14 protein-coding genes are annotated in these 13404 nt (G+C 68.5%); 11 read left to right on the top strand and 3 right to left on the bottom strand.

Annotation, left to right across the window (positions count from 1 at the left end; translation table 11 throughout):
* Window positions 1–191: 191 nt before the first annotated feature.
* Window positions 192–1058, bottom strand: a complete 867-nt coding sequence (locus C486_RS09710; RefSeq protein WP_049910381.1) for a D-2-hydroxyacid dehydrogenase — start codon at window positions 1056–1058, stop codon at window positions 192–194.
* Window positions 1059–1480: 422 nt separating this feature from the next.
* Between C486_RS09710 and C486_RS09715 the strand changes: the two genes are divergently transcribed.
* On the top strand, window positions 1481–2230 hold the full coding sequence (locus tag C486_RS09715) for a S26 family signal peptidase (RefSeq protein WP_008455598.1): 750 nt from the start codon (window positions 1481–1483) through the stop codon (window positions 2228–2230).
* Window positions 2231–2261: 31 nt separating this feature from the next.
* On the opposite strand, the gene C486_RS09720 is transcribed toward C486_RS09715, so the two are convergent.
* The gene (locus C486_RS09720; protein ID WP_008455599.1) at window positions 2262–3677 is read right to left on the bottom strand and encodes an NUDIX domain-containing protein; all 1416 of its coding nucleotides are present in this window, start codon (window positions 3675–3677) and stop codon (window positions 2262–2264) included.
* Here C486_RS09720 and C486_RS09725 point away from each other — a divergent pair.
* From C486_RS09725 to C486_RS09760, 8 genes are all read left to right on the top strand, one after another.
* Window positions 3676–4176, top strand: coding sequence for a metallophosphoesterase family protein (locus C486_RS09725; RefSeq protein ID WP_008455600.1), 501 nt, complete (start codon window positions 3676–3678; stop codon window positions 4174–4176). The genes C486_RS09720 and C486_RS09725 overlap by 2 nt on opposite strands.
* Before the next feature lie 76 nt (window positions 4177–4252).
* Complete coding sequence (locus tag C486_RS09730) at window positions 4253–4798, top strand: ribbon-helix-helix protein, CopG family (protein ID WP_008455601.1); 546 nt, start codon at window positions 4253–4255, stop codon at window positions 4796–4798.
* A 204-nt stretch (window positions 4799–5002) separates the two neighbouring features.
* On the top strand, window positions 5003–6208 hold the full coding sequence (locus C486_RS09735) for an Nramp family divalent metal transporter (protein WP_008455602.1): 1206 nt from the start codon (window positions 5003–5005) through the stop codon (window positions 6206–6208).
* Between the two features lie 50 nt (window positions 6209–6258).
* Entirely contained in the window at window positions 6259–8295 is a 2037-nt protein-coding gene (locus C486_RS09740) for a hydantoinase/oxoprolinase family protein (RefSeq protein ID WP_008455603.1), read from the top strand.
* Window positions 8292–9917, top strand: coding sequence for a hydantoinase B/oxoprolinase family protein (locus C486_RS09745; protein WP_008455604.1), 1626 nt, complete (start codon window positions 8292–8294; stop codon window positions 9915–9917). Before C486_RS09740 ends, C486_RS09745 begins: the two co-directional genes overlap by 4 nt.
* Window positions 9910–10635, top strand: a complete 726-nt coding sequence (locus tag C486_RS09750) for a maleate cis-trans isomerase family protein (protein ID WP_008455605.1) — start codon at window positions 9910–9912, stop codon at window positions 10633–10635. The genes C486_RS09745 and C486_RS09750 overlap by 8 nt, the downstream gene beginning before the upstream one ends.
* A 126-nt stretch (window positions 10636–10761) precedes the next feature.
* The gene (locus tag C486_RS09755) at window positions 10762–11532 is read left to right on the top strand and encodes a coenzyme F420-0:L-glutamate ligase (RefSeq protein ID WP_008455606.1); all 771 of its coding nucleotides are present in this window, start codon (window positions 10762–10764) and stop codon (window positions 11530–11532) included.
* Window positions 11529–12548: a 5,10-methylenetetrahydromethanopterin reductase gene (locus C486_RS09760; RefSeq protein WP_008455607.1), complete on the top strand. Its 1020-nt coding sequence runs from the start codon at window positions 11529–11531 to the stop codon at window positions 12546–12548. Before C486_RS09755 ends, C486_RS09760 begins: the two co-directional genes overlap by 4 nt.
* 22 nt (window positions 12549–12570) lie before the next feature.
* Here C486_RS09760 and C486_RS09765 read toward each other — a convergent pair whose 3' ends face one another.
* Entirely contained in the window at window positions 12571–12765 is a 195-nt protein-coding gene (locus C486_RS09765; protein WP_008455608.1) for a hypothetical protein, read from the bottom strand.
* A gap of 84 nt (window positions 12766–12849) precedes the next feature.
* On the opposite strand from C486_RS09765, the gene C486_RS09770 reads away from it, so the two are divergent.
* Both C486_RS09770 and C486_RS09775 read left to right on the top strand, forming a co-directional pair.
* The gene (locus C486_RS09770; RefSeq protein WP_008455609.1) at window positions 12850–13089 is read left to right on the top strand and encodes a DUF7573 domain-containing protein; all 240 of its coding nucleotides are present in this window, start codon (window positions 12850–12852) and stop codon (window positions 13087–13089) included.
* 101 nt (window positions 13090–13190) lie between these two features.
* Window positions 13191–13385 (top strand): cold-shock protein, encoded by a 195-nt coding sequence (locus tag C486_RS09775; protein ID WP_006183681.1) that lies wholly within the window; start codon window positions 13191–13193, stop codon window positions 13383–13385.
* The last annotated feature ends 19 nt before the right edge of the window (window positions 13386–13404 follow it).

Raw genomic sequence — 13404 nt, forward strand, 5'->3', positions numbered from 1 at the left:
TCGGCCTGCAGCCTCACTCGCGGTGAGTGTCGGGTAAGTGCCTGCCCTCCCCGGGTTGCACGACTCTCGTGATACTCGAGTCGTGCGCCCGGCCACCGAACCTTCTGGCCGGTATCTGCACTCACTCGATGGCCAGTCGCTTTCACATCCACAGATACTCGAGGATCACGCCGCGTCGAGTCGATCCGCGATCAGACGACGCGGTTATGAAACGCCTCGCCGTCCCCGAGTCGGGCGACGTTCTCGCGGACGAGATCGCCGACATCCCGAACGTAGTCCCGCGTATACGTAGCGCAGTGAGGCGAGATGATCACCTCGTCCATTCCCCACAGCGGCGAGTCCTCGGGGAGGGGTTCCGTCTCGAAAACGTCCAGCGCCGCCCCCGCGAGGGCGTCGGCCTCGAGCGCGTCGATCAATGCCGGTTCGTCGACAACCGCGCCACGGGCGACGTTCACGAAGTAGGCGTCGTCGCGCATGGCGTCGAACGTGTCCGCGTCGAACAGGTGGCGGGTCTCGTCGGTCAGCGGCACGGTGACGATCACGAACTCGGCGTCAGCGATCACCTCGAGCAGCCGATCGGTCGTGTCGATCTCGTCGAATCCGGGGACGGACTCGTCGGAGCGACGGACGCCCCGCACCCGGAGGCCGAGGCCGCCGAGTGTCTCCGCGACGCCGCGCCCGAGGGTCCCGGTGCCGACGACGCAGGCCGTCGAGCCGGACAGCGTGACGGCGGCATCCCAGTCGGGGCGCTCCCACCGGCGTTCCTGCTGATTCGCGACGTGATCGTGCAAGCGCCGGGCGAACATGAGGAGATACCCCGCGACCGTCTCGTCGACCGGGAACCGATCGACGCCCGCCTGGATCGAGTGGACCCAGTCCGTCTCGAGGACGGCCTCCCGGTGCTCGAGAGTGACGATCGCGTCGCAGGACGGAATGCCGCCATCGTCGACGACCGCGATCTCGACCGGTAGATCGGCGAGCTCGGCCGCGAGTTCCGCCGGTGGAAAGACCGTTTCGACTGACTCGTGGATGCCGAGTCGCTCGAGTTCGATTCCCATGGGCGTCGGTACGTACGAACCGAGGATGAACGTTTGCCCGTCCGAACCGAACGCGAAGTCCGCGGCCGGGTCCGACCGAGAACGGTGATGCCACGTCGGTGATCGCGGCTGCGACATCCCCACAGCACCGAGCGACGGAGCAACGCGGCGGCTACAGGGTGGCGCGGCTCCGGATGGAAAACGACGGTGGCTCGGTGAAAGAGTTCATCACACGGGGCTAAGCGGGGGTAACTTTCGTCATCGCCACCGTGAGACGGTATGCGCGACCCACGCAAAAACCCCACGAACCGACCGCCGATCCCGCCGTTCACGGGCGAACGCGCGACGGATGGGAAAGATTGGTTTAATGACACGATGACATTCATGCAAATGCGCTCAGTACGTATCTACGAGACCTGCTCGAACGGCGGGCCGAACCGGCGATGACTGACGCAAGCGCCGACGACTCGTCGGACGAGCCCGACCGCACCGAGACCACCGCTCGAGACGGCACGGACGACGAGAGCGGGTTCGTTCGCGGGATATTGAACAGTGACGACGAGACCGTCGTCTTCGTCAAGGACATCGCGATCGTCGTCGCGGTCGTTGCGATCATCTGTCTGGGTCTCTTCGCGGTCAGCGGCGTCTGGCCGCCGTTCGTCGCCGTCGAAAGCGGGAGCATGGAGCCGCACATGCACAAAGGGGACATGGTCGGTCTCGTCCAAGCGGATCGGTTCGTCGGCGACGACCCGGTTGCGGGGACGGGAATCGTGACCGCTGAACGCGGTCGAGCGACCGGTCACGAGAAGTTCGGGCATCCCGGCGACGTGATCGTGTACGCGCCGAACGGCGATCCGGCGGCGACGCCGATCATCCATCGCGCCCGCTTCTGGGTCGAAGCGGGCGACAACTGGGTCGCGGAGGCCGATCCGGCCCACATGGGCGATCGGTCCTGTGGGGAGGTCCGCTCCTGTCCGGCACCTCACGACGGGTTCGTTACGAAGGGTGATGCGAACGCCAAGTACGATCAACTCGATGGGGTGCCGAAAACGACCGTCGTACGGCCCGACTGGATCGTTGGCAAAGCAGTGGTCAGGATTCCATGGCTCGGCACCCTCCGTCTCCTGTTCGAGTCGATCGTCGGCGTCGGCACCGTCGCCGTCGGCCTCCTCGCGACCACGGCGTCGGAGTGAGCGACCGACGCGGACGGCGCGACGCGGGCCCTCACGGCGCTCGCCACGTCTCGAGCCCGCGGAGTTCCTCGGCGATGACCGCGATATCGTCGGATTCGAGCACCCCCCGTTCAGTCACGATTTCGTCGATGCAGTCGGCGGGCGTCACGTCGAAGGTCGGGTTCAGCGCGTCGAGCTGCGCGTCACCGTCGTACACCGCGGATCGTGCGCCGTCCTCGAGGTTCACGTCCTCCCGAGTCGAGACCTTGTCCGTCGCCGCGACGACGGAGACCGGAATCCCCTCGTGATCGGCGGCGATGGCGAGCGCTCGCGTCCCCGCCTTGTTCACGACGGAGCCGTCGGGACGGACGGTATCCGCGCCGACCACCACTCGACTGATGGCATTGCATGCGAGCACGTGTGCGGCCGCCGCGTCGGTGTGGACCGTTACGGTACCGGCGGTCGTCTCGGCCAGGCGTTCCGCGACGGCGACCCCCTCGCAGGCGGGCCGGGACTCGGCGACGAACACGCGCGACGGCTCGGCCGTCTCGAGCGCCTCGAGCACGGTCCCCGAGCGCGAGAGGGTCGCGACGGTGCCGTCGAGGCGGTCACTCGCAGTCGCCGCGGCGTCGGCGTCGGCGGACAGCGCGCGGTCGATGTTCGACAGCGCCGACTCGAGGACGGCCGACGCACCGGCCCGCCCGGCCGCTCGGTCCCGGTCGTCGGCGTCGGCCATCGTCCGGTTGACCCGGTTCCGGAGGACGGCCATCGACGGCCGGACCTCGAGCAGCCGATCGGCGAGGGCGGCGAGTTCATCCCACTCCGCCGCCGGATCGGCGTCGGAGTCGGATCGGTCGGCGACGATCACTCCCGCCCGATCGCGCAACACCTCGAGCGCGCGCACGGAGAGGGACGCGGCCCCATGGTCGTCGTCGGCCGCGATCGAGCGGACGGTCGGGGCGACGCGGTCGTAGGCGGTCCACAGCTCGGGCACCGTCTCGCGGTCGTCCCCGACTGACTCGAGGAGTTCGGTGGGGGCGACCCACTCGGCGGCGTCGTGTTCCTCGCTCAGTTCGATCTCGCGGGTCTCACAGTCGAAGAGGTACGGGTGGACGACCCACTCGCGTCCGAGGGCCGGGTCCGTGAATTCGACCGACCGTCCGGCGCGGACCAGCGAGACGGCGGCGGCCTCGAGACCGGTTTCCTCGCGAATCTCGGCGCGAACCTGTTCGTCCGGGCGGCCTTCCGCGAACCCGGAAACCCCGCCCCACTGGCCACTGTAGGTACCGACCGCATCGCTGCGGCGCAACAGCAATACCTCGCCGCGGGTGCGGAGGAACGCGGTGACGACGTGGCTCGCGCTCGCCTCGTCGTGTCCGTCGTGAGCCGTCGGTGAATCACGCATACGCGAAGCCACGACCGCTCGCAGGGAATCGTTTTCGGGACTGGCCGCCGTACGCTCGACCATGCAACGGATCGCAATTATTGCCGATACGCACGTTCCGTCCCGGGAACGCGACGTTCCCGACTGGGTCGTCGCGGAACTCCGGGCGGCCGACCGGACGATCCACGCGGGGGATTTCGACTCGCGGCAAGCCTACGACCGGATCGATGCGCTGGCGAACGGGGCGCTGACCGCCGTCCGCGGCAACACGGACCCGCCGACGATCGACGTCCCACACACCGCGACGCTCGAGGTAGGCGGCGTGACGTTCGTCGTGACCCACGGTACCGGGACGCCGACGGGATGGCACGAGCGGGTCGCGGAGACCGCTCGCTCCGAAGCGTCCGTCGACGAGCCGGTCGCCGTCGGGGGCCATATCCACGACGTCGTCGACACGACCGTCAAGGGGGTCCGAGTACTCAATCCCGGGAGCGCGACCGGCGCGGCTCCGGCCGACCGCGCGACGATGTACGTCGCGACCGTCGACGACGGAACGTTGACTGTCGAACTCCGTACCGAGTAAGCACCCCATCGGCGATCGGCCACGTCCCTGTCCCGAGTGCGTGAACTATACCCGTCTCGGGCACCCCCGTGAAACTATGACACAGCGCGTAACGGTATCGCTCGACGATGACTCGGCGGCGGCCCTCGAGACGCTGGTCGCCGAAACGGGCAACGGACAGAGTACGGTCGTCCGCCACGCACTCACCTTCTACGCGGCGAACTTCGAAGCGGCAAACGAGCGGCCGAGCGAGAACCTCGAGCGATACTACCGGATGCTGTCCTCGGGGGAGCACGTCCTGCTCGACATCGACTTCCTGCATGCCTTCCTCGAGTACTGTTATGCCGGCGGCGATCCCGATCCGGAGTTCGTCGAGGCGGCCGACCGCGTTTCCGACTATCACGCACGGGAGTACGGAGCCCGGTTCGACGAGGTCGGCGACCTCCTCGAGTGGCTCGCCTTCTGTGGGTTCCTCGATGTCCGCGAGGAAGGCGAGGGGGTCTATCACCTCGTCTTCCCCTCGGAAGCCGTTCGCTGGTTTATGACCCGGTTCATCGAACGGAGCACCGTCGAATTGCCGACGGAGATCGAACTCGACGGCGGCGTTTCGAAAGTAATCGTCACCGAACGGCCGGCCGAGTAACGGGCGCTCGGAACGGACACCGCTCGAGGACCGACGAGACGGGCTGAACGCGGGCGGCGGAAAGCAGCCGAACCGAGACGTTCATACTAATTCACACGGTTTCACATCGGCCCCGCCGCGGTTCGATCGGTTGAAACGGTCGTATGTGCGGGTCTTAACAACCCTTTTAGCTCCATCGGAGAGTGGTGTATGTGAGTACACATCATGGGAGTGATTGACCGACTGAAGGCGATCGGACCGGGCGCGCTCGTCGCAGCGGCGTTCATCGGTCCGGGAACGGTAACGACCGCGAGCGTGATCGGTGCCGAGTACGCGTATCTGCTCGTGTGGACCATCGCGTTCTCGATCCTGGCGACGATCGTCCTCCAGGAGATGAGCGCGCGGCTGGGATTGATCACGCAGGAGGGACTCGGTGAGGCGTTTCGCGACGAGTTCGACAATCCGATTCCGCGGACGATCACCGTCGCGCTCGTCGTGAGCGCGATCGGCATCGGGACGGCGGCGTTCCAGACGGGCAACATCGTCGGCGGCGCTGCCGGCCTGTCGGCGATCACTGGCGTCAGCGAATCCGTCTGGGGACCGATCATCGGTCTCGTCGCCGCCGGATTGCTGTGGACCGGGAACTACAAACTGATCGAACGGGTCTTCGTCGGCCTCGTCGGCATCATGGGAACGGCGTTCCTAGTCAACGCGCTCATGGTCCGACCCGATCTCGGCTCGCTGGCCGGCGGGCTCGTCCCGACCGTTCCCGAGGGATCGGCGTACCTCATTGCCGGCCTCGTCGGGACGACCGTCGTCGGCTACAACCTGTTCCTCCACGCGAGCACCGTCCAGGAACGATGGGACGGCCCCGAGGACCTCGCCGAGTGTCGCACGGACACGATCGGGATGGTCATCGTCGGCGGGATCATCACGACAGCGATTGTCGTCACGGCCGCCGCAGTGTTCCCCGCGGGGACCGAGATCAACAACGTCGGCGAAATGGCCGACCAGCTCGAGCCGGTGTTCGGCGGGTACGCCCTCACCTTCTTCGCGATCGGCCTCTTCGCGGCCGGCTTCACGAGCGCCATGAGCGCGCCGCTAGCCGGTGCCTACGCCACCGCCGGCGCGCTGGGCTGGGAGCGGGACCTGACCTCGACTCGGTTCCGAGCGATCTGGATGACGATTCTCGGCGTCGGCATCGTCTTCTCGGCGCTCGACTACAATCCCGTGCAGGTGATCGTCTTCGCACAGGTCGCCAACGGCCTCCTGTTGCCGATCCTGGCGGTCTTCCTCATCTACGCGATGAACAACCGCGACCTGCTGGGCGAGCACACGAACACCACCCTCCAGAACGTCCTCGGCGGGATCATTACGCTCGTCGTGGTCGGGATCGGCCTACGAACGCTCTACGACGTGCTCTTCCTCTGACAACTCCCTCCATGACAGATTCAAATCAATCCGATACGAATGCGGACGCAATGACTCGCGACGACCGAACGGCTGCGAGCGGTGCCACGCGCATCGGCGTCGACGTCGGCGGGACCTTCACCGACGTGGCGCTCTCGATCGACGACCGCCTCGTCACCGCGAAAGTACCCTCGACCGATCCTCAGCACGTCGGCGTTCTCGAGGGAATCGATAAGGCCTGTGACGACGCCGGCATCGACCCCGGCGAGATCGACGGCTTCGCCCACGCGATGACCGTCTCGGTCAACGCCCTCCTCGAGCGCGGCGGCGCGACGACGGCGCTCGTGACGACCGAGGGGTTCCGGGACGTCCTCGAGATCGGCCGGCAGGACCGGCCCGATCTGTACGATCTCGAGGCCGAGAAACCCGAGCCGCTGGTGCCTCGAGACCGGCGGTTCGAGGTCGACGAGCGGACGACGACCGAGGGCGTCGAGCGCCCGGTCGACGAGCGCGAGGTCCGCGACCTGGCGGCGACGCTGCGCGAGCGCGACATCGAGGCGGTCGCGGTCTCTCTGCTACACGCCTACGCCGACCCCGACAACGAGCGCGTCGTGGCCGAGACGCTGCGCGAGGAACTCGCAGTGCCCGTCTCCGCCTCCCACGAGGTCCTCGCGGAGTTCCGCGAGTTCGAGCGGACCTCGACGACTGCCGTCGACGCCTACGTCCGTCCGGCGATCGACCGCTACGTCGGACGGCTGGTCGAAGAAGCCAACGCCGCCGGGATACCGGCCCCGCGGATCATGCAAGCCAACGGCGGGATCGCCGACCCCGAGACGGTGCGTGACCACGCCGTGACGACCACGCTGTCGGGGCCCGCGGCGGGCGTCGTCGGTGCCGCGGCGACCGTCGACGACGCCGACGTCGAGGGTCTGGTCACCTTCGACATGGGCGGCACCTCGAGCGACGTGAGCCTCGTCCGGGACGGCCGGGCCGAGCGGACGACCGACGCGGAGATCGACGGCTTACCGATCCGGACGCCGATGGTTGACGTGAACACGGTCGGCGCGGGTGGGGGCTCGATCGCGTGGGTCGATTCGGGCGGCGCGCTCCGGGTCGGTCCGGAGTCGTCGGGCGCGGACCCCGGCCCCGCCTGCTACGGTCGCGGCGGGACGCGGCCGACGGTCACCGACGCCAACGTCGTGCTTGGCTACATCGGCCCCGAGACGGCGCTGGGTGGTGAGATGACCCTCGACATCGAGGCGGCCCGCGAGGCGCTCGAGCGACTGGCCGACGAGGCTGGACTGGACGGCGCGCTCGAGGCGGCCCGCGGAGTCTACCGCGTCGCGAACGCGACGATGACGCGGACGATCCGGTCGGTCACCGTCGAGCGCGGGCACGACCCCCGCGAGTTCGCGCTCGTGGCCTTCGGCGGCGCGGGCCCGATGCACGCCGCGGCGCTGGCCGACTCGCTGTCGGTCGACCGGGTTGTCGTCCCGCGACCGGGCGGGGTCCTCTCCGCGTTCGGGCTGCTCGCGGCCGACGAGAGCTACGACGCCGTTCGGACGGTCGGCGTGGGACTCGAGGGCGCGGCTCCCGCCGATCTCGAGACCGTCTACGACGATCTCGTGGCCGACGTGCTCGCGGACGCGTCCGAGCAGGACGCGGCGCGGGTCGAGCGCGCGGCCGACTGCCGGTACGCGGGCCAGAGCTTCGAGTTGACCGTCGCCGTCGGCGATGAGTTCGATGCGGCGGCGGTCGCCGATCGCTTCCACGACGCCCACGAGCGGACCTACGGCTACGCGATGGACGAATCGATCGAGGTCGTCAATCTCCGCGCGACGGCGACCGTCCCCGGAACGGAGCCGGCCATCCGCCACGAGGGGGCCGGCGACGCACGAATCGGGACCCGCGAGGCACACTTCCCCGGCAGCGGCGCGGGGGATGCGGCCGTCTACGACCGCGATCGGCTTCCGGCGGGCGCGTCCGTCGCGGGGCCGGCGATCCTCGAGCAGGCCGAGAGCACGACCGTCGTGCCGCCGACCTGGACGGGGCGGATTCTGGCGGACGGCACGCTTGTCATGACGCGCACGGAGGGAGACGACCGATGACACCGAACGGAACCGAGGAGACGGCCGACGGCATCGATCCAGTGACCCTGGAAGTACTGCGCAACCAACTCGAGAGCGTCGCCGAGGAGATGGGACAGACCCTGATCCGCGGCGCGTACTCGCCGAACATCAAGGAACGGCGGGACTGCTCGACGGCGCTGTTCGACGCCGCGGGGCGGATGATCGCCCAGGCCGAACACATTCCGGTCCATCTCGGTGCGATGCCCGCGGCCGTTGACGCGGTCCGCGAGCACGATCCGAAGCCGGGCGACGTGTTCCTGCTCAACGATCCCTTCACCGGCGGGACACACCTCCCGGACGTGACGATGGTCTCGCCGATCGCCCCCGGTCGGGGCGGTGCCGAGGACGAACCCGATGACAGGGAAATCGTCGGGTATGCGGTGTCTCGAGCCCACCACGCCGATGTCGGCGGCATGACTCCCGGGAGCATGCCGGCCGGCGCACAGGAGATCTATCAGGAAGGGCTGCGACTCCCGCCGTCCCGGCTCGTCGATGGCGGTGATCGTCGGGAGGACGTCCGCTCGCTCGTCCTCGCCAACGTTCGCAACCCCGGCGAGCGGCGGGCCGATCTCCGCGCACAGCAGGCGGCGAACGAACGCGCCGAGGAACGCCTCGCCGATCTGTTCGATGAACACGGTCGCGAGACCGTCCTCTCCGGGTTCGACGCCGTGATCGACTACTCCCGCGAGCGGATCGCCGAGGAAATCGCGACGCTACCCGACGGGGTCTACGAGGCGACGGACGTCCTCGAGGGCGACGGCATCACCGACGAGGATATCGAAATCGCGGTGACGGTGACGGTCGACGGCGAGACGATCGACGTGGACTTTGCCGGCACCGCCGCGCAGGTCGCGGGGAACCTCAACGCGCCGCTTGCGGTCGCGACGAGCGCCGTCTACTTCGTCGTTCGCTGTATCACCGATCCCGAGATTCCGCCGAACCACGGCTGCTACGAGCCGGTACGCGTCAGCGCACCGGAGGGAACGCTGTTGAATCCGAACCCCCCCGCCGCCGTGGTCGGCGGCAACGTCGAGACCAGTCAACGAGTCACCGACGTGGTCTTTACCGCGCTCGCCGGAGCCGCGCCCGACCGCGTGCCCGCACAGGGACAGGGGACGATGAACAACCTGACCATCGGCGCGCGGGACGGCTCCTTTACCTACTACGAGACCATCGGCGGCGGCTTCGGCGCGCGTGCGGGCCGCGACGGCATGGACGGCGTCCAGGTCGGAATGACCAACACGCTCAACACGCCCGTCGAATCCCTCGAGACCGAGTACCCGCTGCGGGTCGACCGCTACGCGCTCCGGGACGGCAGCGGCGGTCGCGGGCGGTTCCGCGGCGGCCTCGGCCTCGAGCGAACGGTGACCGTCGAGGAACCGGCGACGGTGTCGCTGCTGACCGAGCGCCGCCGCCACGCGCCGACGGGCGTCGCCGGCGGTGAGAGCGGCGCGACCGGCGAAAACCTGATCGACGGCGAGGCGGTGCCCGCGAAGACGACGATCGATGTCGACGCCGGGACGACCGTCACCGTGCGGACTCCCGGTGGCGGCGGACACGGTGAGCCGGAGAAACGCGGCGACGGAGAGGCCGATGACTGACGCCGATGCCGACCGCGGTGGCCGACTGGGGCTGATCGTCCCCTCATCGAACACGACGGCCGAACCGGAGTTCCGGGCGTTCCTCCCCGACGGGACCACCGTCCACGGCGCGCGGATGGCCCTCGAGTCGGTCACCGTCGATGAACTCGACGCGATGAGCGACGACGCGGCGCGGGCTGCTGAACTCCTCGGCCACGCCGCCGTCGACGCGGTCGCCTACGCCTGCACGACTGGGAGTCTCTTGCATGGTCCCGGGTTCGACGCCGAACTCGAGGCGCGTCTGCGGGAGGCGGCCGGCGTCCCCGCGGTCGCGACCGCGCGCTCGGTCGTCCGCGCGCTCGACGCGCTCGAGGCTGATCGGATCGCGGTCGCGACGCCGTATACCCCCGAACTCGACGAGCGAGAGCGGGCATTCCTTGAGGACGCGGGCTTCGACATCGCGTCGATCGACGGTCGCGGACTCGCGGCGAACACGGCCATCGGCGCACTGACCCCCGACGACGCCGCCCGGCAGGTACTCGCGGCCGTCGACGGTGACGATGTCGATGCTGTCTTCGTCTCCTGTACGAACTATCGGTCGCTGGCCGCGGTCGACGACCTCGAGTCACGACTCGGGGTCCCAGTGATCACGAGCAACGGCGCGACGCTGTGGGACACCTGCGGAGCGGCCGGGCTCGCGGTCGACGGGCCGGGAACGGTGTTCGAACACAAACGGTAATCCCTCGCGTCCGGGCGTGCTCGGTCGCCGGTCCCCGTCGACCCCCCGCTCCGATCGGTCCTCACCATCACTGGCCGAAGTCTCCGGTGACGGTGACCTTTTGACGCCGCTTCCCCACCCACCGATATGGAACTCAACGGCGTGGCGGACCTGCCCGAAATCCGCCCCGGCGACGACATCGCCGCCCTCGTCGCGGATCGGGCCGCCCTTGAGCCCGGTGACGTGCTCACGGTCGCGAGTACGATCGTCTCGAAGGCGGAGGGCCGGACGGCGGATCTCGAGGACTACCCCGTTAGCGGACGGGCACGGGAAATCGCCGACCGGCTCGAGTCGGTTGCAGGCGAGGAGAAGGACCCCCGGTTCGCGCAGGCGATCATCGAGGAGAGTTCGGAACTGCTGATCGACTGTCCGTTCCTGCTGGCGGAGACGCGCTTTGGCCACATCTGCCCGAACGCGGGGATCGACCGCTCGAACGTGCCCGATCACGACCTCCTGTTGCTGCCAAAGCGGCCGACGGAGAGCGCCGAACGGATTCGATCGGGGCTCGCCGAGCGCGGGATCGAAGATGTCGCGGTGGTCGTGACCGACACCTGCGGACGGCCGTTCCGGCACGGACAGACCGGCGTCGCGATCGGGTGGGCGGGCATGCCCGCGAGCCGGGACTGGCGCGGCGAGCGGGACCGCGACGGCCACGAACTCGGCGTTACCGTCCAGTCGGTCGTCGACGAACTCGCCGCCGCCGCGAACCTCGTGACCGGCGAGGGGGCCGGCGGGACGCCCGCCGTCGTCGTCCGGGACTGGGACTTCGGCACTCACGAGGGCAGCGACGAACTGTTCCGTTCGGTCGAAGACGATCTGGTTCGGCAGGCGCTGCGAACGTGGAGGGGCGACGGATGACGAGCGAGCATCGGGCGGGGGGAGCCGCCACCCTCGGCATCGAACTCACGCCAGAGCATCCACCCGAGCGGGTGGCCGATCTGGCCGCCTTCGCCGAAGACGAGGGGTTCGACGTCGTGTTCGCGAGCAGCCACTACTTCAATCGCGACCCGTTCGTCGTGTTGTCGCGGATGGCCGACGCCACCGACGAGATTCGGTTGGGGCCGGGCGTCGTCAACCCCTACGAAACCCATCCGGTAAGGCTCGCAGCGCAGACGGCGACGATCGACGAACGCAGCGACGGCCGCGGCGTCTTCGGCATCGGTGCCGGCGACCGCTCGTCCCTCTCGAATCTCGGGATCGAGCGCGATAGGCCGCTTCGACGCGTCCTCGAGACGTTCGACCTCGCCCGCGACCTCTGGGCCGGCGAGACGGTCACCCACGAGGGAACGTTCACCGCGCGGGACGCGGCGCTGAACTTCGAGCCGCCGTCCGGCCGGCTGCCGGTCTACGTCGGCGCACAGGGGCCACACATGCTGCGGATGAGTGCGAAACACGCCGACGGCGTGCTGATAAACGCCGCCCATCCGCGGGACCTCGAGTGGGCCGCGGGCCAGATCGAGCGGGGGCTGGCCGAACGACCCGACGAGCGCGGCGCGTTCGAGTCGCTCGCGTTCGCCAGCGTCAGCGTGGCCGGCGACGAGAGCGAAGCCCGAGAGGCGGCCCGCCCGCCCGTCGCTTTCATCGTCGGCGGGGCCGCCGAGCCGGTCCTCGAGCGCCACGACATCGACCGGGGGGCGGCGAAGGCGGTGAGCGAGGCCCTCGAGCGAGGGGCCCTCCCCGAGGCCTTCGGTCATGTCACACCCAAGATGATCGACGCCTTCTGTCTCGCCGGGACGACCGAGACGGTTGCCGACCGGTTCGGGGCAGCGCTCGAACACGTCGACGGAATCGTCGTGGGCTCGCCGCTGGGGCCGGCTCTCGAGGACGCGATAACACGGGCGAGCGAAGCGTTCGCTCGCGCGACCGAAGCCTGAGGCCGAAACGCGGATCGAACGGTTAGTTCGAGGTAAAGAGGTTTCCGACGGCACCGAGTGTGAGAACGCCGAAGACGCCCATCGAGACGGTGACGAGGAGTGCGCCGACCAGAATCAAAAGCGGCGCGGCTCCCGCGCCCATCGCGACGTCAGTGAAGATGCTAACCATTTCAGTGACATTGTCCACGACGAGGTTCAACGGTGTGATGGTGTCCATATGCGGGGGTTGTTACCGGTGCTACTTGGCCGTGCCGGTCCCGAATGAGTAGGGATTAAGCCGCCGGCAGTCGTAGTCGAGCCCGTGACGGACGACGCGAGGCTCTCGGAGTTCGCTACCGCGACCGACGACGAGGAACCCACGAGGGCGGCTCGGGCGGACGACGAATCGTCGTCCGCGGCCGCCGAGGCATCGCCCGCCGGCGAAACCGCGCGGTCGACGTACGCGTGGGGTGAGTACACCTGCAGCCGGTGCGGGAAATCGACCGATCGCGTCTGGCGTGGCGATGACTCGCTGGTCTGCCCGGCGTGTAAGGACTGGTAATCGGATCGGCGATCGATGCGGGTCCCAACGTGTTTCCGGCGGGATGCTTGCGAGCGCACTCCCGAAGCTTTATATTTTCGTCGCGGTTTTGTTGAGACGCAATGGCGAAAGGTACGGTCGACTTCTTCAACGACACTGGCGGCTATGGATTCATCGAGACTGACGACGCGGACGAGGACGTGTTCTTCCACATGGAGGACATCGGCGGTCCGGACCTAGAGGAGGGTCAGGAAGTCGAGTTCGACATCGAGGAGGCCGAGAAGGGCCCGCGCGCGACGAACCTCGAGCGAGTCTAAGCTGTTCCGAAGGTGGTAT

It is taken from the genome of Natrinema gari JCM 14663, assembly GCF_000337175.1.
Classification (GTDB): Archaea; Halobacteriota; Halobacteria; order Halobacteriales; family Natrialbaceae; genus Natrinema; species Natrinema gari.